Genomic DNA, 26,847 nt, shown 5'->3' with positions numbered 1-26,847 from the left:
ACGCATCGAAAATCGGCAGGCAGGCGTCGTGAACACCTTCCACTCAGCTCATTTGTCCGCCGTTTCGGTCAGGCGGTTTGTTTTTTCGGCCATGTTCGCGCGATAATCCACCCATTCCGTTGTCCCGGAGTGCCGTCCAACATATGCTCCGCACAGGTAGAACGCACAGCCAAGCCAAGTGGAGGCGGGCATGGCTCGTTCCTGGGAAGCTGACCCTTCCGCGTCATTCGAGCGGCGATTAGGGAAGTCGGCCAAAGAGCTGGACCGTTCGGACGGCCGCGACGAATGTCCAGATATCTGGCAACTCGACAACGGTGACATCGCAGTGATCGGCAGGGACCTCACCGCCGCCTACGGCCCCCGCCTGCCGGAGGGCGTGTCCCTCGCCCCCGATGAGCGGCTGGTCGTCATCCCGGGCATCATGCTCAGCGCGGCGAAGGCGGACATCGCCGATGCTTGATCCCCGCGCTCCCTTCCTCGTCCCCGCACAGGGCGAAAGGCTCGTCAGGGACGCCTACCGACGCGACTTCCGGCACCGGGACGCGCAGATTCGCAACCGGGACTCCTGGAAGTTCGAGCGGCGGCAGCACTTCGAGGAACAGGGCAGTCCCAGCCGTGACGCGTTTCGCCGGGGCGACTGGGAGGAAGCGCTGCGGCTTCTCAACGAAAGGCGAGACGACCTGCTCGCGGTCGCCCGGGAGGACGAACGCCGCGGTTCCTTCTTCCACCGGATACGCGTGGTCGAGACGCCGCTCACGCCATATATGCAGTGGGAGCTGCACTCGCTGCGACTGCGTGCCGAATGCGGTGAGCGGGTCCGCGTGGTCGGCGTGGAAAAGGTGGCGGCCTCGGAGAGGACCGCTCCACTACCGGAAGTGGTCATCCTCGGCGGCCGAACCCTATACCACGTTCTCTACACCGAAATCGGCGTCCCGAACGGCGCGGTTCGCTACACCGATCCCGGCCTGATCGGCGGTTGGGAAAAATACCTCAAAAGCCTCTACGAGGCCGGTGAAGATGTGATGTCCTACTTCGACCGCGAGGTGGCACACCTTCCCTCGCCCACGACGAAGGCGGAGTAGGCGTCAAAAAGCCCGGAGAAGACGAGAAACACCCCGGCAGCTCGCATTCCGAACTGTCGGGGTCTTCGCGTGATGTCGTACAGGCCAGGGACGTCAGTGGCGGAGTCCACTTCCACGAGCACGGCAGACCGGACCGGAGCGGTTCCACGAACCTCACCCCACGGCAGCTACCGGCCGATGTGCGTGGGTTCGTCAACCGCACCGGCGAGTTCGAAGAACTGAACACGATCCTGATCGGCGAAGACGGCGATCCGCGGGTCATCTCGGTGTGCGTGATCGCCGGGACCGCGGGCGTGGGGAAGACATCCCTCGCGCTGCGCTGGGCCTATCAGGTTCGGGACCGTTTTCCCGACGGGCAGCTCTACCGCTCGCGACTGGTCGGCCGCCGGGTGCTGGTCGTCCTGGACAATGCGGCGACGCACGCTGCCGAGCCGGAGGCCGTCGCCCTGCTGCGGGCCGTCACCGCCGAATACCGGCCGGTGGACGCCGAGCAGGGGAAGGCGCAAAGCGCGTTCGTCACCTCCAGGGGCGCAAGATCCTGGAGGCGATCACCATGGTCCCGGCCAGGCACACCCCCGACTCCAATCCGCTCCGGCGGAGACCACCTGGCCAGAGGGGATCGGGGAACAGGAGCGGAGAAACGACCATGACACCGACCACCCAGAGGGCCACCGCTCCCAGCGTGACCAGTCCTCGTGGCGTCCAGAGCTTCCGGAAACCGACGATCACGTTGTCCCTCATCTCACGGACATTTCCAGGTCTCAGGTGATACTGACGGACCTTCTGGGGATCGCTGCCCATCTCATCTCCGATCCGCAGGACATCGTGTCCACATGTCCTGCTGTCGATGTTCATCATGCCAACGGCATTTCAGCTGCGATAGTTCCCAAACGGGTGAATGTGACGGCTTCAAATAGGAGTCACCGGAAACGGTTCCATCACCTCCGGAAACGCCCGGTACTTCACCCGCACCGACGACGGCACGATCACCACCCTGATCACCGACGTTCGGGCGATGCGGCTCCGCATCTGACGTTCAAGACGATGTGTAGATGATCCCGTCCACCTGAACGTTCGGACAGCCGGGGTAAGCCCACCGGCATGCGTTCTTCACGCCGACCCGCATCCCGCCGCTCCCCTTGGCTCCATCGGGCCGCCGAACTCCATGAATTGAAGATCGGCAACGGGAACGGCGACGCCGTACGGCGGTCGTCTTATCAGCCTTTTTTGCGAATTAGCACCTACGGCAACATGAGATCCTTAATGGACTTTGACGAAAAATAAATAATTATTCGATGAATTGTCCGCCTATGGCGGTAAATCATAGATCGAACAGTCGCCCAAACGCCGTCAATAATTCTTTTTCCGTTGACATGACAGAGCGGAAATGACACGTTTACCAATGCCTGGCGCCATTACCTGAGATCAGCACCGCGCGCATTCTCAACCGCCAGACAGGATTCGCACAGCAGCTCCTGTCCCTGCTCGACTCGACTCAGCACGGAGGTACGATCATGCGTCAATCACTCCGCAAGGTCTCCATGACGGCTGGCATCGTCAGCGCGGCGCTCCTCGGGATGTCGCAGACCGCGGCGATCGCGGTTCCGTCGGCGTCCGTCCTCGCACCCCCTCCCACCCCCGCTCCGGCCCCCGATACCGGCCGGGCTCCCGCGGGGAGCGAGGCGAGCCTGGAGAACACCGGTTCCGCGACGAGCACCCGGGCGCTGTGCGTCTTCAACACCGCGGGGGACTACGTCCACGTCTCCTCGTCCGCCTTCGAGGCCTCCGGGCACGGCTGGTGGGTCAACGGCAACTGCAACGCCACCCTGGCGGTCGTCACCGTGCAGCTGCAGCAGTACTACTCCGACGGCAGCTGGAGAAACGCCGGCACGGCGGGCCGTGCGACGGTGCGCTCCGGCGGCGGCGCCGGCAACCGGGCGACCGGACGCGGCGGCTGCAACAGCAACAGCCTGACGGGATGGCGTAGCGTCGTCGATGTGGACCTGGTCGGCCTGGCCGACGACCCGGGCAAGCTCTACACACCGAGCCGGAACATCTACTGCAGGCGATAGTGGAAGAGGGCGACGTGAGCATCAGACCCGACAGCACCATGTTCGCGGCTCTGCACGGCGAGCTGGCGTTGCATCCGTGGCGAGATCCTCGCGTCGCCTCCTCGGACGCGTACAGCCTGTTCGTCGCGAGGTCGTCCGCGCTGGGATGGCTCACCGAGGCCACCGAGAACGCGTCCGGTGGCCTGTGGGGGATGAACGACGCCGGGCAGGGCCCGGAGCCGTCACGCATCGCGTGGTTCCAGGTGTCGTTGACCGAACCGGTTCCCGACGGCCGGCCGTTGCCGGTTCAGGCGTTCCTCTCGTGTGCGGGCGACGTGGTGGCGCGTATCGGCACTCCGCGCCTGCGAGCGGTTCAGCTCCTGCTGCCGGTGCAGAGCCTCGACGCCTCAACGCGGGCGAGTGCTGTGCTGCCCCTGTTCCAGGACGCCGGCTGGTTCGCCGACGGTGACCCGCGGTGGAGAACACCGGTACGGGTGACGTTGGACGGCGGGCAGGATCCGTCCATCCACTCGGCGGCACCCGAGATGCTCCAGTGGATACGGAGTTTCACGCAGGACGTCTTCGCGTGCGACTCGTTCTCCCTGACCGACGACTTGACCGACGACGGCATGGTCCTGGAACCCGCGGTCATCGACGAGCTGTGGCGCGGGCCCGCCCGGCACCGGGCCACATTCCACGGTGTCCTCACCGAATGGTCGTTGGACGCGCTGGGATGGCTGGCCGCCTTCCTCGCCGAGGCGGCCTCCCGGAACGGGGTCGGCACCCCGTTGATGCTCACGGCCGACCGGCTCGAAGGATCGCGTTCACGAGTCGATTGAGTTCGGTGGCGCCCATCGACTACGAAGCGGCGCTTCCCCGGGCCGGCCTGGGAGAAAGCGAGGACCGCTCCTCATCGGGCAGGCGGACCTCAACAGCACGAGGACCCGGCGACATGACAACGGGGCACAGATCCAGGATCACTGTTTCAGCCGAAGGACACTAGCGGCCCCCCAGTTCGGCGGTGATGGTGTCGGCGTAGCGGCGGACGAGGACGCCGATCTCGGCGACGGCGTCGGCACGCATCTCGTGCTTGAGCGCCGTCACGCTGATCGCGCCGACGCAGGTGCCCGTGCGGTCGAGCACGCTCGCACCGATGCACACGACTCCGGCTGTGTCCTCCTCGTCGTCGACCGCGTAGCCCCGTTCAGCGGTGCGGCGGAGGTCTCGTAGCAGGGTGTCGACATCGACGATGGTATTGGGGCCACGCGCCGGGAGGCCGGTCGACTTGATGATCCTATGGATCTCGTCGTCGCCAAGGGTGGCGAGCATCGCCTTGCCGATCGCGGTGGCGTGTGGCAGCTCGCGGCGGCCGAGGAACGGGGCGATACGGATCGTGCCGGGGCCGTCGACTCGTCCGATGGCCACGGCGTACCCCTCATCGAAGATCGCAAGACGTGAGGTCAGGCCGGCGGCTCGGGTCAGTTCCTCCAGATAGGGCATCGCGACCTCGCGGAGCCCGGTCTGGGAGGTCACCCGGTCTCCCAGGTAGGCGAAACTCAAGCCGAGGCGGTACCTCCGAGTCGGACCGCTCCCCTGGCTGGCCACGAATCCGCGTCTCAGCAGCGTCTGCAGGATGGAGTAGGCGCTGCTCTTGGACATGCCGACGGCGGTCGCGACCTCGGTGACGGCGAGGCCGTCACGCCCGCCGTCCGCGAGCGCCTCCACGACGTCGATGGCGTGATCCAGGCTCTTCACGCGGTACTTGTCGGCGTTGTCGCTGTTTGGGGTCACCGAACGATTATCGGTATCACCGAACGCAGACGTCAAGCTGCTCACCTAAAGCGGCACATACCTCCTTGACGTCCGTAATTTCCGAATGCCATAGTTTCGTATCACATAACCCCGTTTGGTGATACCGAACAAGATCTAGGGTGGAACGTATGCTCCGCTATCGCTCCTGGTCGTTAGGCGTGGCCGGCCTCACGGCCGTCCTCGTGGCCGCAGGTTGTCAGAGCCCGGAAACGCCGACCGCCACGGGGATCGAGGTGCCTGCCGAGGCGATGTCGCACACGTTCCCGTGGGGTGGGTTCAAGCTCGCGCCGCGCATCGCCGAGAAGATCAAGAAAGGCGAGCAGGCGAACATCGTCATCGACATCCAGGGCACCGCACTGCCGATCCAGGGCGCGCAGATGCGCATCGGCATGCAGCGCGGCTGCGAGAAGGAAAAGACCCGGCTGGGGATCGCGTGCCGGCTCACCGGCCCCGTCACCACCAACACCTCGGCACAGCTGGCCGAGCTGGAGACGCTGCTCAGCGGCAACCAGGTGGACTGCCTGGGCCTTCAGTCACCCCTCCCCGACCAGTACGTGGGCATCATCGACAAGTACGTCCAGGCGGGCGTCCCGGTCTTCACCCTGAACAACGATGTCCCCAACTCGAAGCGGTTCGCGTTCTACGCCCTGAACGAGCAGCAGTCCGGTGAGATCAACGGCAAGACCACCGCGGCCATCGTCAAGGCCAAGGGTTATCAGCTCGACACCATCGCCCTGGGCAGCGGCCAGCCGGCCGGGCCGTGGGCGCAGGCCCGCATGACCGGCTTCGTCGCCGGGTTCACCTCGGTCTTCCCCGACGCCCGCTTCTTCAACGATCCCAAGAGCGGCATCCCCACCGGCGACAACTTCACCACCCAGGAAGTGCTCAACAGCGTCGGCCCGTTCCTGCTGGCTCACAACGACGTCAACCTGTTCTTCCACACCGACCAGGGGGTCGAGGGAGTCGGCGACATCATCAAGAGCAAGAACCTGGCAGGCAAGGTGTGGACCTCCGGCTTCAACGTCAGCGGTCCGATCCTCGACTCGATCGACGCGGGCCGGACGCTGGTCACCATCGACCAGGGCTTCGACAACCAGGCCGAGGCGCCCGTCTCGGCGTGCGTGGACTACCTGACCAGTGGAAAGGTCCCCGCGGAACCCCTGCAGTACCTGGATCCGATCGTGATCACCAAGGACGGCGGCTCCGGGCTCATGACCACCGCGGAAGCACGCAAGCGCCTCGCCGACGCCACGACGCCGTAGACGTGCGTCTCGTCGAAACAGTCGTCACGCCGACGAACCACCCAATGCGCATCGAGTGCCAGGAGGTGTCACATGTCAGCCACATCCGACGTCGTTAGCCCGCCCGCCCAACGCGCGGCACTGCCCTTGGAGCGCCTGCGAACCCTCGGGCTGGTGCTCGCGATCATTCTGATCGGCCTGTTCTTCCAGTCGCAACGGTCGACGTTTCTCAGCGGCGACAACCTGCTGACCCTGCTGCGCTCGATGTCCTCACTCGGCATCATCGCCTTCGCCCAGCTGCTCGTCATCCTGCTGGGTGAGATCGACCTCGCTGTGGGCGCGATCTACGGCCTGGTCTCGACCTCCCTGGCGGTGCTGTGGCTGGGCGGCGGAAGCCTCCCCTTCACGCTTCCGTTCCTCCCCGCCCTGGCGGGGGCGTTGCTCATCGGCCTGTTCGCCGGCGCGCTGAGCGGGTTCCTGACCGCCTATCTCAAGATCCACTCATTCATCGCGACCCTCGGGTTGCTCAGCCTCGCCTCCGGCACGGAACTGCTGATCAGCAACGCCTCCACTTTCAACCCCGCGTACAACACGCCGCCCCCGCCATCATGGGAGCTGCAATTCTTCCAGGCTCTCGGCGGCACGCAGCTTCCGTTCGGCATTCCGATCCAGGTGCTGTGGCTCGCGCTCTTCTTCGGCGTCTTCTGGTTCCTCCGCCACCGGAGCATCGCCGGGTTCCGCCTCCTGGCGATCGGGGGCAACCCCAAGGCCGCGGCGATCGCGCGTCTGCCGATCCGGCGCTACCGGATGGCGGTATTCGTGATCAGCGCCCTGATGGCGGCCATCGCCGGCATCCTGGACTTCTCCTACGTCGGCTCGGTCGGGCCGAACTCCGCCGGCCAGCTCAACCTCCAGGTGATCGCGGCCGTGGTGATCGGCGGCGCGAGCCTCATGGGTGGGCGCGGGACCATCTGGGGAACCCTCCTCGGAGCGATGCTGCTCGCCGTACTGGCCAACGGTCTCGCCCTGCTCGGCATCGGCGCCTTCGCCCAGTTGCTCTTCGTGGGCTTCGTGACCATCGGAGCGGTGATCCTCGACCGGGTGACGAGTGACCTCGGGAGCCGTCGGCGAGGACTGGCGGTTGCGGGGGCGGCCTCGTGACCACCATGGAGATCCGGGGGGTACGCAAGCGGTTCGGAGGCACGCAGGCGCTGGCCGGAGTCGACCTCACCCTGCGCGGTGGCGAGATCCTCGGCATCGCCGGGCCCAACGGCGCCGGTAAGAGCACCCTGACGAGGATCCTCTGTGGGGAGGAGTCGATGGACTCCGGCGAGATCCTCGTCGACGGACGCCCCTGGCAGCCGGGAGACGTCTCGGACCCGATCGCCATCGTTCACCAGGAACCCCAGGTGTGGACCAACCTCACTCTTGAGGAGAACCTGCTCGTGGGAAACGAGGGCTCCCGCTGGCGAGCCCCGGCGGCGGGAGAGGAGCAGCGGCGCATCCTGCGGTCGCTCGGCGTGGCCCACCTCGCCGACCAGCCGCTGGAACGATGCACGCTCGCGGTGCGACAGCGGACGGAGATCGCTCGCGCCCTGGTCAGGTCGGCCCGGTTCTTCCTCTTCGACGAGCCGAACTCCGCCCTCACCGACGAGGAGTCCCATGCGCTCTTCGCCTTCATGCACGGTCTGGCGGATCAGGGCTACATCGTGGTCTTCATCTCCCACCGCCTGTCCGAGATGGTCGCGCACTGCGACCGTGTCGTGGTGATCAGGGACGGCCTGCCCGCGGCGACCCTGACCGGGGACGCGCTCACGGAGACCGCCATCGCCGTCGAACTCGTCGCCGGCCAGGCGGTGCGCACCGAGCACCGCGCGACCTCCCGGCTCACCGATGGCGAAACCTCCGCCGCGGAGGTGCTGGCCGTGACCGGTTGGAGTGACGGGGCCGGGGCGTTCCGCCCATTGGACCTCGCCCTTCGCCAGGGAGACGTGCTGGCGGTCGTCGGTGTGGAGGGGTCCGGCGGGCGTGAGCTGGTGGCCTCCCTGGGCGGGCATCGTCCCGCGACCGGCACGGCACGTCTGAACGGCACGCACGGTGCCAAGGCCCTGCGGGCGAGGACCTCCTATCTCTCGGCGGACCGCCAGGAGATGCTGTTCCAGCACATGTCCGTGGGTGAGAACCTCGTTCTCCGTCTCGGACGGCGCGAGATCTGCGGGCCGTTCGCACGCCTGCGCCGACGGGAGATCCAGTCCCGGTCCCGTCAGATGATCGAGCGGTACGGGGTCCGCACCTCCGGACCTGCCCAGAACCTGTCGGCGCTCAGCGGTGGGAACCAGCAGAAGGTGGCCATCGCCGCCGCGATGGCCACCATGCCCGACGTGCTGGTCATCGAGGAACCCACCCGCGGCGTGGACATCGGCAGCAAGGCCGAGATCTACACCATGCTCAACGAATTCGCCGCCGACGGCCGCGCCGTCGTCGTGTTCTGTACCGAGGCCCCTGAGGTCTTCGAGGTCGCCAACCGGGTGATGGTCCTGGAAGGCGGCCGGATCGTCCAGGAGCTGGCGGTCCGCGACTACGACACCGTCGACGCCTTCGCGCACGCCCTCGCACTGCTCGAAGGCGTCGACACACCCCAGGACCAGCCCTCGACCGGTCTTACGACCCTCGTCGGCCCGTCCGAGAGAACGGAGAAATCATCGTGACGACCTCGCCCCGCTGGCGCGTCGGGATGGACACCGGTGGGACGTTCACCGACCTCGTCGCCCTGTCCGACCAGGGACAGTTGCTGCTACGGAAGGTCAGCTCCACTCCGCGGCGCCCTTCGGACGCCGTGTTCGCCGCCCTGGAGCGCACCGGTCTGGACCTGACCCGCGACCTCGACGACTTCGTCCTCGGCACCACGATCGCCACCAACGCGGTCATCATGCGCCGCGGCGCCCCCGTCATCCTGCTGACCACGGCCGGTTTCGAGGACGTTCTCTACATCCAGCGCATCGACCGGCCCGGCCGGTACGACCTCCAGTGGGTCAAGGCGGAGCCCTACGCCTCCCGCCGGAACACGGTCGGGGTCGAGGAACGGGTGCTCGCCGACGGGACGGTCCGCCTCGCGCTGGCGGACGAGGAGGTCGACCGGGTCATCGAGACCGTCGGCGGCCTGCTGGCCGAGCACGAAGGCGCCGCCATCGCGGTCTCCCTGCTCAACAGCTACCTCAACCCCGACCACGAGCGGGCCCTGGCGGCGAAACTGCGTGCGGCGTTCCCGCAGGTGGCGGTCTCGCTGTCCGCTGAGGTGGCCCCCGTGTGGCGCGAGTACGAGCGCACCGCGACCACCGCGATGGACGCCTACGTGAGCCCCATCGTCCAGCGGTTCGCGCACACCCTCGCGACGGGCCTGAACGAGCGGGCCATGTCCGGATGGCACGCCCTCATGAAGTCCAACGGCGGCCAGGTGCCGCTGGAGCACTCCGCCGACCGTCCCATCGAGCTCGTCCTGTCCGGGCTGGCCGGCGGCATGATGGGCGGTGGCTACTGGGCGCGCGCGGTCGGGTCGGAGAAGGCCGTCACCCTCGACATGGGCGGGACCAGCGCGGACGTCGGAGTGGTCGTGGACGGGCAGCTCCAGTACACCGGGCTGTTCGAGGTGGAGTGGGGCGTGCCCATCGCCGTACCGATCATCGACGTCTCGACGATCGGCGCGGGCGGAAGCTCGCTGGCCTACGTGGGCAACGACGGGCTGCTGCACGTGGGACCGGCCAGCGCCGGGGCCGACCCCGGCCCGGTCTGTTACGGCCGGGGCGGCACCCAGCCGACGGTGACCGACGCCAACCTGGTCATGGGACGGCTGCATCCCGATCACTTCCTCGGCGGAGAGCTCACCCTGGACGCGGAGCGCGCCGGGACGGCGGTCGCCGAACTGGCGGACTCCCTGGAGCTGGGAGTCGACGCCGCCGCCGAGGCGGTCCTCACCCTGGCCGTGGAGAACATGGCCGGCGCGGTCCGGCTGGTCACCGTCGACCGGGGGCACGACTACCGCGAGTTCGACCTGGTCGCCTTCGGCGGTGCCGGCCCGCTCCACGCGGCGGCCATCGCCCGGCACATGCGGATGCGGCGGGTCATCGTGCCGCCGACACCCGGTCTGGTGTCGGCATTCGGAACGATCATCTCCGACCAGCGCGTGGACCGCCGGATGACCGCCGTCCGCCGGCTCGACACCCCGGAGGCGACGGATCTGGCCGGTATCCTCGCCCGCCTCGCGCGCGAGGCGCACGCGGAACTGGCCGCGCAGCGCCGCGCCGACGCGACCGGCGACATCGTCGTCACCACCTACGTCAGCTGCCGGTACGTGGGGCAGAACTACGAGCAGGAGATCCGGACCTACCGGGGCCACCTGGACCGCTCCTACGAGTCACTGCTCCCTGCCTCTCCGGACGATCCGGATCTGGACCGGCGCCTGGTGGAGATGTTCCACGCCTCGCACGCCCGCGTGTACGGGTACGACCTTCCCGAGCAGGCCGTCCAGAGCGTCTACGTCGGCGCGACCGCCCTCCTCGCGGGAGGAGAGGTGCGGTTCGTCCCCTACACGCGTACCACTCGGAACCCGCGGATCTCCACCAGGAGGGTCCAGGTCGGCGAGGGCGTCTGGGCCGACACCGTGGTCGTCGACCGCGAGGAACTCCAGCCGGGCTACACGCTGAACGGACCGGCGATCGTGGAGGAACCCAACTCCACCACCTTCGTCCCTCCCGGGTACCGCATGGAAGTGGACGGGACGTACTGCCTGATCATCGAGGCCGTCAAGGGTCTCGGGGAGAACCTCGACACGGGAGCGGACGCGTGAGCACACGGACGGGCACGGACGTTGACAAGATCACCCTGACCCTGGTCCATCGCCAGCTGGTCAACACCTGCGACGAGATGGCCGTGTCCATGATGAGGACCGCCTACTCACCGATCTTCTCGGAGGGGCTGGACTTCTCCACGCTCATCCTCGACCGGGACGGCAACCTCGTCGCCAACGCGGGCCTGAATCCCTCGATGCTCGGGGCGTCGCTGTACGCGGCGACCTGGATCGTGCGAGAGGTCGGCGCGGAGAACTTCGCCGAGGGCGACGTCTATATCCACAACGACCCCTACCGGGGCGGGTCGCACATGCCCGAGCACATGATGGTCATGCCGATGTTCGTCGACGGAGAGCTCGTCGCCTTCATCGGCAACATCGCCCACATGGCCGAGATCGGCGGGATGGCGCCCGGGTCCTTCGCCGCCACCGCCACCGATGTCTACCAGGAAGGGCTCCGGCTCCCCCCGGTCCTGTTCTACCGGGGCGGTGAGCCCGTCCGGGACATCTGGCGGATCATGCTCGCCAACCACCGGACGCCCAACGACTCCTGGGGCGACCTCCACGCGATGTACGGGTCACTCCAGGTGGGCCGGCGGCGCCTGGAGCAACTGATGGAGGAGCGTGGCATCGATCTGGTGACCGGCGTGTTCAGCGGCATCCAGGACTACACCGAGGCGGCGCTTCGGGAGAACATCCGGGCGCTTCCCGACGGCGTCTACCACGGGATGGAATGGTTCGACGACGACGGCATCACCGCGACCCCGTACGCGATCCGCCTCAGCCTGATCGTCGACGGCGACGAGATCATCTTCGACTACTCCCGCTCGGATCCCCAGGCGACCGGGCCCATCAACGCGCCCTACGTCGTGACCATGTCCGCGTCGCTGAACGCGCTCCTGTACATGATCGGAACCGACCTGCCGGTCAACGCGGGGCTCAACCGCCCGGTACGGATCGTCACCAAGCCCGGCACCATCTGCTGCGTCCAGCTGCCGGGTGCCTGCGTCGGCGGCCAGACCGAGTACCAGCCCCGGGTCATGGAGATGATCATGGGCCAGGTCCTCGGCCCCCTCCTGCCGGAGCGGGCCGCCGCGTCCAGCGGCAACACCTCGCTCAACTTCCTGTTCGGCGGTACCGACCCTCGGACCGGCGACTACTACGCCCACTACCACTTCGAGGCGACCGGCTGGGGCGGCCGGATGAGCACCGACGGCAACAACGCGACCATGCCTCCCCACGCCAACTGCCGCAACACGCCCGTCGAGATCTTCGAACTGCGGTGGCCGTGGATCCACGAGAGCTACCGGCTCGCGCGCGACGAGGTCGGAGCCGGAAGGCTGCGCGGCGGCGCGGGTGTGGTCCGGGTGCTGGAGGTCGCCGCGGACACCATCTCGGTGAGCGCGCTGTCCGACCGGGCCAACCAGGAGCCGTGGGGCCTGTTCGGCGGGTCCGACGGCAGCCGGACCAGGATCGAGATCAGCCCGGCGGGAAGCGACGAGTTCGTCAGCTTCCAGCAGCACTTCGGGCTGGTGAGCCCGACCAAGTTCACCAACGTCCGCCTGCACCGGGGCGACCGGGTACGCCTGACGTCCCCCTCGGGTGCCGGTTACGGCCCGGCGTCCGAACGCGTCCCCGAGCTCGTCGCACAGGACGTCCGTGAGGGCTACGTGAGCCCCGAGGACGCGGAGTCGGTGTACCGGGTCCGCCTGGACGCCGCCGGCGACGTCGACCCCGTGGCCACCGCCCGTCTCCGTGAAGGGACATCCGCATGAGCTGGCAGGATCTGACCAAGAACTGGCAGGACACCTCCGTCGACTACTGCGACGTGTGTGGAAACCTCCTGATCCACACGTACTGGCAGTTCGCCGACGGCGACGCCACCCTGCGGGCCTGCCGGCAGGGGGACGAGGCACTGTGGCACCGCCTCAAGCGCCTGCGGGCCGACTACCCGCCGATCGACCGCACCTTACCGGCCGGCCTGGTGGCCGCGCGCGACGCGCGCGAGTGAGACCCGTCCCACCGACCGTCCGCCTTCCCTCCCTCCCAACCTTGGCGTTCTCATCGAGGAGAAAAATGCCAGCGCTACTGAACCAGACCTACCGACTGCCGTACCGGCACGGCGTCCCTTTGAGCGGTGGTCGCTTTCCGGACGGCGCCGGCTTCCGCATCGAGATACCCAGCGTCGAGGGCCCGGCGGTCCTTGAGGCGGTGCTGTCCGCCGCCACGGAGTACGGCGTCGTGGTGAACCGCGTCTCGCAGGGATCGGGAGCCATGCTGCTCACCGTGTCCGAGCTACGCGACATGGCCGCGATGGGCGCCGAGAACGGCCTTGAGGTGTCGCTGTTCGTGGGGCCGCGCGAGTCCTTCGACGTCGGCGCCAACGCACGCACCCCCGAGGGGGCGGGCCGCGGAGGGCAGCTGCGCGGGCTGCGGCAGCTCATGTACGGGGTCGAGGACATCATCCGCGCCGTGGACGCGGGCATCCGGAGCTTCCTCATCGCCGACATCGGACTGCTCGTCGCCCTCCGCGACCTCCAGCGGACCGGTGACCTCCCCGAGGAGTGCGTGTGGAAGATCAGCGTCTCCCTCGCCCCCTCCAACCCGGCGGCACTGCGGGTGCTCGCGGACCTCGGGGCGTCCACGGTCAACGTCCCCTCGGACCTGACCTACGCCGACCTGGCCGAGATGCGGGCGGTCACCGACCTCCCTCTCGACCTCTATCTCGAGTCGTCCGACGGCCTCGGGGGCGTCGTCCGGGGTCATGAGATCGCGGACCTGGTCGCGATCGGGGCACCGCTGTACGCGAAGTTCGGCCTGCGCAACGCCCGGGACGTCTACCCGTGCGGGGAGCAGATCCTCGAGGACGCGATCCGCAACGTCCGCGCCAAGGTCCATCGGGCGGCGGTCGCCCTGGAATGGCTGGCCCGCTCCGGTGCCGACGCGGTCCAGTCCGGACCGCACGCGGCGGGGCTCGGCGTCCCCCGCCGGGTGGCCTAGCGTGCGCGCCGACCGTGAACGAGGGGTACGGGACGACCGGAGGCGGTGGTCCCGGCCGTGACGCCGTCATTGCGCAGCGCCGCGTGGTTCGAGGGTGACGACGAGGTCGCCGTCGAGCACCGGGCCGCCCTCGGGTCGCTGGGGATCGCCGTCTCGCCCGGCGACCCCCGGCCGGTCATCGGCATCGCGCAGTCCGTCAGCGACCTCAACCCCTGCAACGAGGGACTCCGCGACCTCGCCGAGGCGGTGAAGGAAGGGGTGCGGTCCGCCGGGGGAATTCCCCTGGAGTTCCCCACCATCAGCCTGGGCGAGGACCTCATGAAGCCCAGCGCCATGCTGTACCGCAACCTCATGGCCATGGACGTCGAGGAGACCCTGCGGGCCCACCCGATCGACGGGGTGGTCCTGCTGGGCAACTGCGACAAGACGATCCCCGCCCAGCTCATGGCCGCCGCGAGCGCGGACCTCCCGGCGATCCAGGTCGCCGGTGGGTCCCGGCCGGTCGCGACCTTCCGGGGGAGGCCGATCGGCGCGGGGACGGACCTGTGGCGGCTCTGGGAGGAGTACCGCAACGGCCTGCTGAGCCCGGAGGACTGGGCCGCGCTGGAACGCTGCCTCGGTTGCGGTCCCGGCGCCTGCAACACGATGGGGACGGCGTCGACGATGGCGCTGCTCGCCGAGTCCATCGGCATGTCCCTGCCCGGAACGGCGTCGATCCCGACCGGCGACCCGCGCGCCCGGGTGGGGGCGGAACAGGCCGGTCGCCGCGTCGTGGCCATGGTGGAGGAGGGGCTTCGCCCTTCGACGATCATGACCTTGGCCGCCTTCGACAACGCGGTCACGGTGCTCGCCGCGATCGGCGGGTCGACCAACGCCGTCATCCATCTCTGCGCGATCGCCGGCCGGCTGGGACTGCGAATCCCTCTCGAACGGTTCCAGGAACTGGGCCTTCGAGTACCCGTCCTGGCCGACGTGTCGCCGTCGGGGCGATACCTGATGGACGCCTTCGACCGGGCCGGCGGGCTGCCCGCCCTGCTCGCCGAGATCGCCGACCATCTCGACCTTCGGACGACGACGGTCACCGGAGGCCCGCTGAGCGACTACGTCGCCGCTACCGGCGGGTCCCCGCGCGGCGCGATCCGAAGTCTGGACTCCCCGGTCCGGGAGCGCGGCGGCATCGCCGTGCTGCGGGGCAACCTCGCCCCGGACGGAGCCGTCCTGAAGACCGCCGCCGCGAGCCCCGAACTGTTCCGCCACCGTGGCCCCGCCCTCGTCTTCCGGGGGTGGCACGATCTGCGGCGGCGGCTGGACGACCCCGACCTGCCGCTCAGCGCGGACACGGTCCTCGTGCTGACCGGTTGCGGCCCCAAGGGCGTGCCCGGAATGCCGGAATGGGGGATGATCCCGATTCCCGCGCGCCTGGCGGCGGCCGGGGTCAAGGACATGGTGCGGATCAGCGACGGGCGGATGAGCGGGACGAGTTTCGGGACCTGCGTGCTCCACGTGGCACCCGAGGCGGCGGCCGGAGGCCCCCTCGGGCTGGTCCAGGACGGGGACATGATCGAACTCGACGTGGAGGCCGGTCTGCTCCAGGTCGATGTCTCCGAGTCGGAGTTCGAGGCGCGCCGCCGGCTCGCCGACCCCTTCCGCACCCCGCATCTACGCGGCTGGCCTCGCCTCTACCAGGACCACGTGACCCAGGCGCCCGAAGGATGTGATCTCGACTTCCTCCAGGCGCCGACCCCTGAACACCGCCGCTTCGTGGAACCCGTCGTGGGGCGTTCTTGAAGATCTACGAGGCCGCCTTCGTGCGGCCTCGTCCGAATCGCACTCCCAAGGAAACAGCTCCGATGCCCCCTCATGCCCCCGGCCAGACGGCCGAGCCGACGACCTTCCGTGCGACGTCTCCCCTCACGGGCGAGAAGGGTCCTTCGATTCCCGAGACCACCGCGGCCCAGGTCACGGCGTCCGTGGCGGCCGCCACGGACGCGTACCGAACGCTGCGGACCTGGCGGCCGTCCCGGCTGGCGGCTCTCCTGGACGCCGTCGCCGACGCATTCGAGCACCGGAGCCACGAGATCGTCGCCGCGGCCCACCTGGAGACGGGCCTCGCCGTGCCAGCCCTGGAGGGAGAGTCCGTACGCACCATCGGCCAGCTCCGGATGTTCTCCCGCCTGGTGCTCACCGGTCGCCACCTTGAGGCGACGATCGACCACGCGGATCCCGATGCCCGCCCGCCGCGCCCCGACCTGCGCCGGATGAACGTGCCGGTCGGTCCCGTCGCGGTGTTCGAGGCCAGCAACTTCCCCCTCGCCTTCGGGGTGGCCGGCGGCGACACGGCGTCGGCTCTGGCCGCCGGGTGCCCGGTCGTCGTCAAGGGCCACCCGCTGCACCCGGTCACCTCGACGCTGTGCGCGGAGGCCGTCCACGCCGCCCTGCGCGATGTGGCCGCACCTCCTGGCACGTTCTCCCTGCTCCAGGGAGATTCCCACGCGGTCGCCCGCCGGCTGGTCACCGAGCCGGGGATCAAGGCCGTGGGCTTCACCGGATCGACGGGCGGCGGACGGGCGCTCCACGACCTCGCCGCGGCCCGCCCGGAACCGATCCCGGTCTACGCGGAAATGGGCAGCGTGAACCCATTAGTGATCTTCGAATCCGCGTTGAGGGTTCGCGGCGCGCGGATCGCGACCGAACTGGCCGGATCGCTGCTGACCCGCGCCGGCCAGATGTGCACCAGCCCCGGTCTCCTCTTCGTTCCCGAGGGAGAGCCCGGTGACGCGCTGGTGGCCGCGCTCCGCCGGGAGCTGCTCGCCGGTGGCCGCGGGCCGATGCTGAGCGCGGGCATGGCCGAGTCGCTGACCTCCGCGCTTGAGGAAGCGTGCGCGACACCGGGAGTGCGTCTCGCGGCCGGGGGCCACCGGCTGTCGGCCGTCGAGCTGGAGAACACCCTGGTCATCGCGGACGCCGACGCCTTCTTCGCCGGCCCGCACCTCCGGGAGGAGCACTTCGGCCCCGCGTCCGTCGTGGTCCGATTCGGTCCACCGGCCGAGCTCCTGTCGATGTTGGACCTCCTGCCGGGCAGCCTGACGTTCACCATCCACGCCGAACCGGGGGACGCCCTTGACCCTGTGGTCGCCCTCGCCGCCGACAGGGCCGGGAGGATCGTCTGGAACGACTACCCCACGGGGGTCGCGGTGACGGAGGCCATGCACCACGGCGGCCCGTACCCCGCCACGAGTTCGGCCGCCCACACCTCCGTGGGACCTGCGGCGATCCGTCGATTCCTGCGACCGGTGTCGTACCAGAACACGCCCGACGCCGTCCTACCGGCAGCGCTGCGGGAGCTCAATCCGCTCGGTCTCCCCCGCCTGGTCGACTCCGAGTGGACTCCCGCCGTCGGCACGGGGCCCGAGCCGACGGTCGGGTGAAGAAGTCGCACTAGGGGATCTGTCCGGGTTCGTCGACGATCCCCGCCGCGACCTCGGCGGTCGCGAAGAAGCTCCCCTGCGGGAAGGCCACCGCGCCGTTGATGAGCTGGTCCCGCAGGTAGTCCGTCCGCGAGCCGAGATAGCGATAGGTCGTGCCGTCGAGGATGACGTAGGACCGCTCGGTGACCTGACCGTTCTCGTCGCGCCGCGTGCCGAAGCCCGGAGCCCCGACCTCGTAGGCGATGCCCATACCTGACCTGCCCGCCGCGTCGCGGATGCCGAGGTCCACCCGGACTCCCGGAATCCTGGCCAGAGCGCGGAAGATCGCCGCCTCCAGCTTGGGCGGCAGGTAGACCTCCTGGCCGAGGTAGACCGACAGCACCCGGAACGCCCGCGCGTCCGCGGGCTCATCGAGACCCCGCTCCTCGTCTGGCTTGTCCTTCCAGTGCCTGTCGCCTCTGACGTGGGCCAGCAGCCGGTCCGGGTCGGTGGGCAGCTTGGCCAGCCTGGCCGCGTACTGCCGGGGGGACAGGTCGTCGTTGCCCGGGTCCGGCTCGATGGTCCGTGTCTCCATCGGGCGCGGGCCCAGCCTGGTCGCCTGCCGGGTGCCGTCGTAGCGCGTCCAGTACTCCTGGGTCTCGACCGAGCTGTCGGCGGGCTGCCTGACGACGCTTTTGCGGTACAGCCACTGGTCGGGACGGGGCGAGATGCCGTCCGGCAGGCGCTTCTCGGCCATCAGCGCCGCCTGCCTCAGCATGACCTCCGCGCTCACCGGCGTCGCCTCCGCGGTGCCGGGTGGCCGCGCGACCGGCCGTTCGTCGTCGTGCACCACCACGGCCACCGCCGCGATCACCGCGACGGCCGCCGTCATGGCCAGCGGCAGCGAGAGCACCGGCCGCATCCGGCGGCGCCGCAGGGAACGCGCCCGCAGCGCGCGCAGACGGTCGGCATCGGGCTCGGGCGCGTTCGCCCGCAGCTCGCTCAGCAGTTCCAGGTCATCCACGGCCGGTCTCCTCCGAGATAGCGGACGGATCGACCCCGCCCAGGGCCTCACGGGTCTTCCTCCTGGCGCGGTGCAGGCGCGAGCGCACCGTGCCGATCGGGATGCCGAGTGCCCGCGCCGTCTCCTCGTAGCTGAGATCCGCCCAGGCGATCATCAGCAGCACCTCGCGATCCTTCGACGCCAACGCGGCGAGTGCCCTCACCAGATCGCGCTGCGCCGCCGAGGCCGTCACCCGGGCCTCCACCCGGTCGGCGTAGCTCTCGGCCACCTCGTCCACCCCGGTCCTGGCCAGCGAGAGATACGCCCTGACCTCGGCGCGGTGGTGCTTGCCGATGAGGTTGGCGGCGATGCCGTACAACCAGGGGCGGGCATCGCGGTAGTCGGTGTCGTAGCGCCCGAGCCGCCGGAAGGCGGTGAGGAACGTCTCGGCCACGATGTCGTCGGCCATCGAGTCCCCCAGTCGCCGCGTCACGTAACGGTGCAGGGCGGGGGCATGTCGGTCGAACAGCACCGAGAAAGCGGCGGAATCACGCCGGGCACGCCTGATCACCTCCGCGTCGTCCAGATCTGTCTCCGCGCTCAAGCGAACTCCGTTTCCTGGGTCCGGTCACTCTCTTTCACCCGATGCCGCGGATCGAGTTCTCCACGCCTCCGTTTCACGGGCCTGACCCACCGTGCCGTACGGCACCGTCCGCGCCCGCCGTCGTCGGTTCGGCGTGCCCTCCTTCGCACCGGACCGTTCTTTCCGCCGACATGCGCGCCATATGCCAAAATGATCACGCCTCCCGGAGGCGTGAATCGGTCCATCCGGATTGCCGAAAAGGCGCTCAGCGCCACCAGGAGAGGATGTCGGTTGTCCGTGACGGATCTGGAGCTCGCCGGCGAGCTTCGCGAGCTTGCCGATCACCCCCACCTGGCGGCCCGTCAGGACCAGCTACGCGATCTCGCGGACGCGGTCACCGATCCTGACATGGCCGGACACTGGTGCGAGATCGACCTGTTCGCCGCCTTCTCCCCCGACGACACCATCCTGGTGGACGGGGAACCGGCGGAGAGCACGTCCTCGCCGAGGAGGCCGGGATGGCGACGGGGGCTCAGCGGCGCCATCGGCCCCGCCCTCGTCTTCGTACCGATCTTCATCACCTGGCTCGGCCTGATGATGGCCACCGGCGCCTACGGCGACGTCCTCGCCGCCGGTGGCCTGAACGCGGCCCGGCGGCCCTTCCTGGAGATGTGGCAGCAGGGCTTCGACGGCAGGTTGCCCGGGGTCTTCGAGTTCGACAACATCGCGCTCTGCACCCTCGCGGCCATCTTCTGCCTCATCTGCTGGACCGTGTTCGAGAACATCACGCGGAACACCAGGGAGGACGCCGCGGAGCGGGAACTCCGTGCCCTCCGCGTCCGGCTCCGCGGGGCGCTGACCGAGGCGAGCCTGGTACTCGGTCAGGTACGGCTCTCCGCACCGGAGCGGTTCGGGGCCGAGCTCAACAGGGCGGCGGCCGACATCGGCTTCGTCGGGACCACGGCGCGCAAGGTGCACACCGAGCTGGTCGAGGCGCTCACCCTGACCCTGGAGGCCACCCGTAAGACCACGGACGCGCTGGCCGGTAGCGCGATCGACGTGCGCGACGCCGTCGAGCACCTGGGCGGGCACCTGGCCGCCGTCAACAGCACCTGTGACGACCTCGCCGCGGCGGTGGCCCGGTTCTCGGCCGTGATCGACACCGCGGGGTCCACGGCCGGCCAGGCCGTCACCGATGTCGGGAACCAGTTGTCGACGACCATCTCCCGGACCACCCTTGACATGCGCCAGGCGTTCAACGACGAACTCGTACGGTCCGTGAGCTCGGTCCAGGGCAGCGTCTCCGGCCTGGACCTCCGGATCAACGAGCTGGTCGGCGCGACGGCGGGCATCAGTCACGCCGTCGACCGCGCGGCCATCTCGATCGATTCGGTCGGCTCGTCGGCGGAGAAGGCGGTCAGCCTGCTCGGCGCACGGGTCACCGACACCATCGCGGGCACGGCCAGGGAGTTTCACCGGACCTTCGAAGGTGCCGGTACGGAGATCCGGGAGGCCCTGGAGAGCTGGTCCGCCGCCACCGGGACCCATGCCTCCCGGATCGACACCACCATCGAGACGGTCGCCCTGCTGGAGCGGACGCGGGAGGCGCTAGACCGGCTTCCCACCGCGCTCGCGAGCGCGCTGGCCGACCTGCCGTCGAGGGAGCTCGCCGAGCGCGAGACGACCGGCTCGGAGCAGGCGGGCACCCGGCTGCGGCTTCCGGCCGACGGCCTCTGGGCTCTCCCGGCCGGCGGTCCCGGCAAGAACGGCAAGAACGGGGAGAACGGCGAGGGCGGCGGCAACGGCGAGGGCCCCAACGGCGGCGGGGACAGCGGAGACGTCCGAGCCGACGGCGGCGACAACGAAACAGACGGCAGCGGTGACGACGACCCGGACTCACGCCAGAGAACCCGGACTCCGCTGTGACCACCCGCCGAAGAACCTCCACCACGACCCTGATGGCCGGTTGGCTCTTCGCCGACCTGCTGCTCGGGCTCACGATCATCATGCTGGGAGCGCAGGCACCACCCCTCTCACCCACCGACCCTGTGGCGGACACCGCCCGGTTCCAACCGGCGCCCTTCCAGTCCCCGCCTGACTCCACCCGGCCCCCGGCCGAAGAACCTCCGACCGAAGAACCTCCGACCGAGGAGTCACCGACCGAGAAGTCACCGACCGAGAAGCCGCCGGAGAAGGGAACCTCGGAGAGAGAGGGCCGGCCCGAGAAGCCCCCGGAGAAGAAGAGCCCGGAAAAGCCCGGCCCTTCGCCGTCCCCCTGCACCGGCCTCGTCGGAGGCGTCCGGGCGAAACCGGTCACGCTCTCGTTCCGGGTCACCCCCGGCGCCGGTGACGGCGTACTGGCCGCGCAGGTCCGCCAGGAGTTACGCAGGCACCGGGACAGACTCGCCGGACGGCGCGTCGGCATGCTGCTGACCTTCGGCTCCGACGGTGGCGCCAGGGGCGGCGTGCACCTGGCCTCCAGGGTCAACGCGGCCATCCTCGCGGCGTACCCGGGTACCTTTGGAACGGCCGTGACCCGTGACTTCCACGACCTCTCCGCTCCGAGCGGGTCGATCTCCGCGGAGATCTACTTCGTGACCCACGGCTGCTCCCCCGCGCCCACGACCCCGGGGTCACCCGACTAAGGGAGCGGGGTCCCTGTCGATGACGTGCGGGTCGTCGGCCAGACCCCTGGGCTCGATCATCCGGCGACCCGGACACGCCGCGCGGCCGGCGCGGGGTAGCGGACGGTTTCAGTAGCGGGGTTTGCGGCTCAGTGCCACGCCGGCCACCAGGAAGATGCCGCCGACGACTCCGGAGCCGATGGCTCCGGGGGTGTTGGCGGGGGTGGTGCTGGCCTGGATGACGGCGGTGACGAGGCCCATCACCGCGCTGATGTAGCAGAAGATCGTGATGAAGATCTTGACGTTGGTGTTCACTGGATTCCTTCGGTGGGGCGACGGCCTTCTCAGGGAGCGTCGGGGGCGGTACCGGCTGCGGTGAACCCGAGGAGCATCACCCAGGCATTGGGGTCTGCGCGGAACCGGTTCCAGCGGTCGGCGGCGAGGGCGAACTCGCGGAGCGACAACACTCCGGCCGTCACGAGCGGCTGTAGCCGTCCTGGGCCGAGGTGGGGGGCGAAGTCATCCGTGGGTCGGGTGTCGTTGGTGGTGGCGAACGGGCGAAGGGCGATCTCCGTGAAGCCGGCGTCCCGGAGCAGGCGGGTGAGACGGCGGCCGATCGTGCGGTCGCCGCCGGCGGCCTGCTGGGTCGCCGCCATCTTGGCGTGGATTCCCACCAGTTCCGGGTAGACCGGGTCGGCCAGTCCCCAGCAGGAGGCGTCCACCTCGGTGACCAGGATGCGGCCACCGGGGCGGAGGATCCTGCGTGCCTCGGCGAGGGCCGGTGCGGGATCGGGAAGGTGCTGAAGGACGTACCTGAGGAGTACGTACTGCGCGCTCGCCGTCTCCAGCGGCAGGTCGGCGGCATCGGCGACGACCAGTTCGGCACCGGCGCCGTCGGCATGGGCGAGCAGGTCCGGGTCGATGTCCACCGCGACCAGTGACAACTCGGGCAGTGCCTGCCGCAGGCGCCTGGTGATCGCGCCGGACCCCGCGCCGATCTCGACCAGCGGGCCGCCCGACGCGGTCAGGCCCAGTTCGCGCAGCAGGCTCAGCTCCTCGTCGAACGAGAGCTCCGCCTGCGCCTCCAGCCGCGCCAGCTCCCCCGCCAGCCCACCCGCGGTGGTGGTGGCGGGGTTGTACGAACCGGCGTTCGGGGTCGGGGGGTTGGGATCCGGCCGGCCGGCGGGGCCTGCCGGATCCGCGTACGGCTCCGGCGGGGTGGCGGGGCGGTAAGGACCGGAGTCCGGTATCGGGGTGCCGGGAGCGGCGCCGCGGTCGGTGACGGTGGCCGGGGGGTGCGGGGGCGTGGGGAGAGTGGTCATCGGGGGCTCACGATCATGCGCATGCCGTGCTTCGGCCGTAGTGTCACCAGCGCCTCCGGTTCCACCGGGAAGCCGGGTTCCAGCGTCAGCCGTACCGCCTGGGAGAGCATCGCCAGGACCAGCGTCGCCTCGATCAGCGCCAGGTGCTGGCCGATACAGATGCGCTCGCCGCCGCCGAACGGCAGGTACAGATGACTCGGGAGGTCGGCGCCGTCGAAACGGTCGGGTACGTACGCATCCGGGCGGTCCCAGTAGCGGGGGTCGCGGTGCAGGACCCACTGGCTGACGCAGACGAGCGTGCCCGGCCGTACCGGATGGCCGTCGAGCTCGTCGGGGCCGGTCGCGCGGCGGGAGATCAGCCAGACCGGCGGGTACAGACGCATCGCCTCCTGTACGGCCCGGCGGCAGAGCGGCAGGTCGGGCAGGTCCGCGGCCGTGGGCGGGCGTCCGCCCAGCACCCGGTCGACCTCGGCCCGGACCCGTTCCGCCTCCTCCCGATGGCGGTCCAGGAGATAGAAGGTCCAGGTCAGGGCCTTGGCGGTGGTCTCGTGACCAGCCATGATCAAGGTCAGTACCTGGTCGCGGAGGTCGGCGTCGGACAGCGCGCCGAGCATGGTGTCGAGCAGGGTGCCGGTGGCGGCGGGAGCGGCCCGGCGGGAGGCGATGACGGTGCGCGTCATCATGTCGAGCAGTGCGCGGGCGCGTGCGTACTCCCGCCGGCGGCGGCTCGTGTCCACCGGATCGGGATCGGGGTCGGGTACGTAGTGGCCGATGAAGCGATTGACAGCGTCCACCGCACGGCCGAACCCGTCGCCCGCCGCGCCGAGGTCCACGTCGAGCACCGCGCGGGTCAGGATCGATAGGGTCAGCGAGGTGAGGTGGTGGTCGATCGGCTGGGGTGCGCCGGTCTCCGCGGCGGCCCGCCAGCGGGTCAGCAGCGCCGAGGTCTCGTCGGTGATGATCTGGTCGAAGGAGGCGACCGCGCTGCGCCGGAAGGCCGGGGCGCAGAGCCGGCGCTGCCGCGCCCATTCCGCGCCGTCGCTGGTGAGCAGGCCGTTTCCGAGTAGCGGGCGGAGCATGTGGTCGTCGGGCGTGTTCTCCTTCGTGTAGTTGCCGACGTTGTCCTTGAGGATGTGCCGGGCGAGATCCGGGCGGTGCGCCATGAACACGGTCTCGCCGTTCGCATGGTGGCCGGTGACGTCCCCGTAGTGCCGGGCCAAGCCGGTCACGAACCCCAGTGGGTCACTACGCATACGTTCCATGTCCACCGGGCCGGGCGGGCCCGGGGGCAGCTGCGTGCTGGTAGTCGTCACCGACGCCTCCGCTTAACGGTGCTTAAGTATCTCCGATACGTATTCACGAGTACCGGATATACGTATTGAATGTCATTGATGAGCACATCCGTACTGTGGCATGCTGCTAATGTAACACCGCGTTGATGAAGGTATCAATACTTACATCAATGGCGAATAACTTAAGTCTTGGTATATGCCGTGCGCCATGCGACAGTCCTTTCAGTTGCCGACGCAGAAAGCAGCGGTAAACAAACAGAGGGAGAATGACATGGCGCTCGAACCGCAGGAGCGGGCAGAATTCATCAACGCCTACACCCGCACCCTCATCACCGCCTGGTCGGACGAGGAGTACGCGGCCCGGCTGAACGCGGACCCGCGCGCCGCGCTGGCCGAGTCCGGTCTGACCATCCCGGAGGACGCCGAGATCGTCATCGTGCGCCACATCCCCGAGGGGCACGAGGAGGGCAACCTGGACGTCCAGGTCGGCCTCTGGGAGGTCGGCCAGGCGACCGGTCAGTACGAGCTCCACATCCCCGAGACCCCGGTGGTCGACGCGGCCGAGCTCAGCGAGGGCGACCTGTCCGACATCGCGGCCGGCGCCGCCTCCGCGGAGGCCTGCTACTACTGCTGCTGCCCGTGCTGCTGCTGCACCTGATCCACCGCGTTCCCAACATTCACCGAATTCGCTGAATTCAGCGGGTTTCCAAATTCGCCATGCCGTTCCCGTTCCCGTCTCCATCGGAGGAGTAAGTCGATGGTTTCCGCCGCCGCGGAAAATGACCCGGTCGCCGTCACCGGCCTGAACAAGCGTTATGGAGAGCACCTGGTGCTCACCGATCTGAGCCTGCGGGTACACCGCGGCGAGGTGTTCGCCCTGCTCGGGCCGAACGGCGCGGGAAAGACCACGACCGTCGAAATACTGACGGGAGTGAGGCGGCGGAGCGGTGGAGACGTGGAGGTCCTCGGCCAGGATCCGGCCAGGGACCCCCGGGAATGGCGGGCGCGTATCGGGGTGGTCAGCCAATCGACCGGCGCCTACCCCGATCTCACCGTGGGTGAGGTGGTCAGGCAGTTCGCCGCCATGTACCCCAGGCCGCTGCCGTCCACGCAGGTGCTCGACATGGTCGGCCTGGGCACGTACGAGAAGAAGAAGACCACCGAGCTCTCCGGCGGCCAGCAGCGTCGTCTGGACGTGGCCGTCGGCGTGATCGGCGACCCCGAGTTGATCTTTCTGGACGAGCCCACCACCGGGCTCGATCCGGTCGCCCGCCGCGAGGCCTGGGACCTGGTGCGGTTCTTCTCCGCCCGCGGCTGCACCACGGTGCTCACCACCCACTACCTGGACGAGGCCGAGACGCTGGCCGCGCGGGTCGGTGTGATCGCGGGCGGCCGGCTGGTGGCCTGCGCACCACCGGGCGAGCTGGGGGGACGTGCGACGACCTCGGCCGCCGTGTCGTTCCGGCGCTCCGAGGCGCTGGCCAGCCGGGAACTTCCCGAGCTGCCCCGTGGCGCGGTGCTCGAACCGGGACCGACGGGCGCGGGTGACCTGGTCACCGTGCTGACCTCGGAACCCACCGGACTGGTGAGCCTGCTGGCGTCCTGGGCCGAGGCCGAGCTGCCCGAGCTGATCGTGCACCGTCCCACGCTGGAAGAGATCTACCTCGACCTCATCGACCAGCATCGACAACAGCCGGAGGAGAACAAGTGAGCGTCACCGATTCCGTTCGCGCCCCCGGCCAGGAACTCGGGGAGGGGCTGCTCCCCGGGCTGTGGCGGGCCAGTGCCGCCCGGTCGTCGGTCGAGCTGAAGTCATTCTTCCGCAACAGGCAGTCCCTGGTCTTCACCCTTTTCTTTCCGGTGATCCTGCTTGTGGTGTTCGGCACGATCTTCACCGGCAAGGTGGAGGGCACCCAGACCGATTTCCGGCAGGTCTTCATGGCGGGCATCGTGGCCGCCGGTGTGATGAGCACCGCCTTCTCCGGGCTGGCCATCAACATCGCCATCGAGCGGGACACCGGCCTCATCAGCAGGCTGGCCATGACGCCGATGCCCAAGTCCGCCTACTTCATCGGCAAGCTGGTCAAGGTCGTGGTGACCACCGTGTTGGAGACGGTGCTGCTGCTCGGCATCGCGGTGACCGCGTTCGGGTTGCCCTGGCCGAGCACCGCGCACCGCTGGTTCACCCTCGGCTGGGTGCTGACGCTGGGTACCGTCACCTGCGCGCTGGCCGGGAGCGCCTACAGCGCGGCCATCCCGAACAGCCGGTCCGCCGCGGCGATCGTGACGCCGGTGTTCATGGTGCTGCAGTTCATCTCCGGGGTCTTCTACCCCTTTCACCAGCTTCCCGAGTGGATGCAGAACACGGCCGCGCTCTTCCCGGTGAAGTGGATGGCGCAGGGGTTCCGTTCGGTGTTCCTGCCGGACGCCTTCACCGTGGTGGAACCGGCGGGCGGGTGGGAACTCGGCCGCATCGCGCTGGTCCTCGGACTGTGGGCGGTCGGCGGCCTGCTACTGACCGCGCTGACGTTCGGCTGGCGCAGCGCGCGTGTGCGCTGATCAGGTAAGCGATCGCAAGGGAGACTGA

At 69.1% G+C, this 26,847-nt stretch carries 25 protein-coding genes; 19 read left to right on the top strand and 6 right to left on the bottom strand.

Annotated elements, in window-relative coordinates; genetic code table 11:
- Positions 1-190 precede the first annotated feature (190 nt).
- From IG98_RS0118160 to IG98_RS0118130, 5 genes are all read left to right on the top strand, one after another.
- The gene (locus tag IG98_RS0118160; RefSeq protein WP_030913307.1) at positions 191-460 is read left to right on the top strand and encodes a hypothetical protein; all 270 of its coding nucleotides are present in this window, start codon (positions 191-193) and stop codon (positions 458-460) included.
- Positions 453-1,082 carry a DUF6879 family protein gene (locus IG98_RS0118155; RefSeq protein ID WP_030913305.1) on the top strand — a complete coding sequence of 210 codons (630 nt, stop codon included), beginning with the start codon at positions 453-455 and terminating at the stop codon, positions 1,080-1,082. Before IG98_RS0118160 ends, IG98_RS0118155 begins: the two co-directional genes overlap by 8 nt.
- Before the next feature lie 179 nt (positions 1,083-1,261).
- Complete coding sequence (locus tag IG98_RS52560) at positions 1,262-1,732, top strand: hypothetical protein (protein WP_211264013.1); 471 nt, start codon at positions 1,262-1,264, stop codon at positions 1,730-1,732.
- Positions 1,733-2,596: 864 nt separating this feature from the next.
- Complete coding sequence (locus tag IG98_RS47000; RefSeq protein ID WP_051752371.1) at positions 2,597-3,154, top strand: hypothetical protein; 558 nt, start codon at positions 2,597-2,599, stop codon at positions 3,152-3,154.
- A gap of 14 nt (positions 3,155-3,168) precedes the next feature.
- Positions 3,169-3,972 (top strand): hypothetical protein, encoded by an 804-nt coding sequence (locus IG98_RS0118130; RefSeq protein WP_211264012.1) that lies wholly within the window; start codon positions 3,169-3,171, stop codon positions 3,970-3,972.
- A gap of 160 nt (positions 3,973-4,132) precedes the next feature.
- Here IG98_RS0118130 and IG98_RS0118125 read toward each other — a convergent pair whose 3' ends face one another.
- A complete protein-coding gene (locus IG98_RS0118125; RefSeq protein WP_030913295.1) occupies positions 4,133-4,924 on the bottom strand; it encodes an IclR family transcriptional regulator in 792 nt (263 codons plus the stop codon).
- Between the two features lie 269 nt (positions 4,925-5,193).
- Between IG98_RS0118125 and IG98_RS0118120 the strand changes: the two genes are divergently transcribed.
- The 9 genes from IG98_RS0118120 (at position 5,194) to IG98_RS0118080 (ending at position 17,457) form a co-directional block, all read left to right on the top strand.
- Positions 5,194-6,207, top strand: coding sequence for a sugar ABC transporter substrate-binding protein (locus IG98_RS0118120; protein WP_157594383.1), 1,014 nt, complete (start codon positions 5,194-5,196; stop codon positions 6,205-6,207).
- A 72-nt stretch (positions 6,208-6,279) separates the two neighbouring features.
- Complete coding sequence (locus IG98_RS0118115) at positions 6,280-7,347, top strand: ABC transporter permease (RefSeq protein WP_084195441.1); 1,068 nt, start codon at positions 6,280-6,282, stop codon at positions 7,345-7,347.
- Between the two features lie 5 nt (positions 7,348-7,352).
- Positions 7,353-8,894: a sugar ABC transporter ATP-binding protein gene (locus IG98_RS0118110; RefSeq protein WP_245651618.1), complete on the top strand. Its 1,542-nt coding sequence runs from the start codon at positions 7,353-7,355 to the stop codon at positions 8,892-8,894.
- Complete coding sequence (locus IG98_RS0118105; protein WP_051752365.1) at positions 8,891-11,029, top strand: hydantoinase/oxoprolinase family protein; 2,139 nt, start codon at positions 8,891-8,893, stop codon at positions 11,027-11,029. Before IG98_RS0118110 ends, IG98_RS0118105 begins: the two co-directional genes overlap by 4 nt.
- Positions 11,026-12,804: a hydantoinase B/oxoprolinase family protein gene (locus tag IG98_RS0118100; RefSeq protein ID WP_051752363.1), complete on the top strand. Its 1,779-nt coding sequence runs from the start codon at positions 11,026-11,028 to the stop codon at positions 12,802-12,804. Before IG98_RS0118105 ends, IG98_RS0118100 begins: the two co-directional genes overlap by 4 nt.
- Positions 12,801-13,040, top strand: a complete 240-nt coding sequence (locus IG98_RS0118095; protein WP_030913282.1) for a hypothetical protein — start codon at positions 12,801-12,803, stop codon at positions 13,038-13,040. The genes IG98_RS0118100 and IG98_RS0118095 overlap by 4 nt, the downstream gene beginning before the upstream one ends.
- Before the next feature lie 65 nt (positions 13,041-13,105).
- Complete coding sequence (locus IG98_RS0118090) at positions 13,106-14,029, top strand: hypothetical protein (protein WP_051752361.1); 924 nt, start codon at positions 13,106-13,108, stop codon at positions 14,027-14,029.
- 57 nt (positions 14,030-14,086) lie between these two features.
- Complete coding sequence (locus tag IG98_RS0118085) at positions 14,087-15,817, top strand: dihydroxy-acid dehydratase (protein WP_030913278.1); 1,731 nt, start codon at positions 14,087-14,089, stop codon at positions 15,815-15,817.
- Positions 15,818-15,879: 62 nt separating this feature from the next.
- Positions 15,880-17,457 (top strand): aldehyde dehydrogenase (NADP(+)), encoded by a 1,578-nt coding sequence (locus tag IG98_RS0118080; protein WP_051752359.1) that lies wholly within the window; start codon positions 15,880-15,882, stop codon positions 17,455-17,457.
- Between the two features lie 10 nt (positions 17,458-17,467).
- On the opposite strand, the gene IG98_RS0118075 is transcribed toward IG98_RS0118080, so the two are convergent.
- Both IG98_RS0118075 and IG98_RS0118070 read right to left on the bottom strand, forming a co-directional pair.
- Positions 17,468-18,460 carry a CU044_5270 family protein gene (locus IG98_RS0118075; protein ID WP_030913274.1) on the bottom strand — a complete coding sequence of 331 codons (993 nt, stop codon included), beginning with the start codon at positions 18,458-18,460 and terminating at the stop codon, positions 17,468-17,470.
- The gene (locus IG98_RS0118070; protein ID WP_030913272.1) at positions 18,453-19,043 is read right to left on the bottom strand and encodes an RNA polymerase sigma factor; all 591 of its coding nucleotides are present in this window, start codon (positions 19,041-19,043) and stop codon (positions 18,453-18,455) included. The genes IG98_RS0118075 and IG98_RS0118070 overlap by 8 nt, the downstream gene beginning before the upstream one ends.
- A gap of 270 nt (positions 19,044-19,313) precedes the next feature.
- On the opposite strand from IG98_RS0118070, the gene IG98_RS0118065 reads away from it, so the two are divergent.
- Positions 19,314-20,948, top strand: a complete 1,635-nt coding sequence (locus IG98_RS0118065) for a hypothetical protein (RefSeq protein WP_030913269.1) — start codon at positions 19,314-19,316, stop codon at positions 20,946-20,948.
- Positions 20,949-20,980: 32 nt separating this feature from the next.
- Positions 20,981-21,667, top strand: a complete 687-nt coding sequence (locus tag IG98_RS45005) for a hypothetical protein (RefSeq protein WP_169750132.1) — start codon at positions 20,981-20,983, stop codon at positions 21,665-21,667.
- Between the two features lie 108 nt (positions 21,668-21,775).
- On the opposite strand, the gene IG98_RS0118055 is transcribed toward IG98_RS45005, so the two are convergent.
- The 3 genes from IG98_RS0118055 to IG98_RS0118045 are packed head-to-tail and all read right to left on the bottom strand — an operon-like array spanning position 21,776 to position 24,281.
- Positions 21,776-21,961 carry a hypothetical protein gene (locus IG98_RS0118055; RefSeq protein ID WP_030913265.1) on the bottom strand — a complete coding sequence of 62 codons (186 nt, stop codon included), beginning with the start codon at positions 21,959-21,961 and terminating at the stop codon, positions 21,776-21,778.
- Positions 21,962-21,990: 29 nt separating this feature from the next.
- Entirely contained in the window at positions 21,991-22,968 is a 978-nt protein-coding gene (locus IG98_RS46995; RefSeq protein WP_030913263.1) for a class I SAM-dependent methyltransferase, read from the bottom strand.
- Positions 22,965-24,281: a cytochrome P450 gene (locus tag IG98_RS0118045; RefSeq protein ID WP_030913261.1), complete on the bottom strand. Its 1,317-nt coding sequence runs from the start codon at positions 24,279-24,281 to the stop codon at positions 22,965-22,967. The genes IG98_RS46995 and IG98_RS0118045 overlap by 4 nt, the downstream gene beginning before the upstream one ends.
- Positions 24,282-24,531: 250 nt before the next feature.
- Here IG98_RS0118045 and IG98_RS0118040 point away from each other — a divergent pair, with 250 nt between their 5' ends.
- The 3 genes from IG98_RS0118040 to IG98_RS0118030 all read left to right on the top strand — a co-directional run bounded on the left by IG98_RS0118040 (position 24,532) and on the right by IG98_RS0118030 (position 26,819).
- Positions 24,532-24,918: a hypothetical protein gene (locus IG98_RS0118040; RefSeq protein ID WP_030913258.1), complete on the top strand. Its 387-nt coding sequence runs from the start codon at positions 24,532-24,534 to the stop codon at positions 24,916-24,918.
- A gap of 99 nt (positions 24,919-25,017) precedes the next feature.
- The gene (locus IG98_RS0118035; protein ID WP_030913256.1) at positions 25,018-25,971 is read left to right on the top strand and encodes an ABC transporter ATP-binding protein; all 954 of its coding nucleotides are present in this window, start codon (positions 25,018-25,020) and stop codon (positions 25,969-25,971) included.
- Positions 25,968-26,819 (top strand): ABC transporter permease, encoded by an 852-nt coding sequence (locus IG98_RS0118030; RefSeq protein WP_037970656.1) that lies wholly within the window; start codon positions 25,968-25,970, stop codon positions 26,817-26,819. Before IG98_RS0118035 ends, IG98_RS0118030 begins: the two co-directional genes overlap by 4 nt.
- Positions 26,820-26,847 lie beyond the last annotated feature (28 nt).

The sequence above is a fragment of the Streptosporangium amethystogenes genome (genome assembly GCF_000721075.1).
GTDB lineage: Bacteria > Actinomycetota > Actinomycetes > Streptosporangiales > Streptosporangiaceae > Streptosporangium > Streptosporangium amethystogenes.
This window is presented reverse-complemented; position numbering and strand designations above follow the sequence as displayed.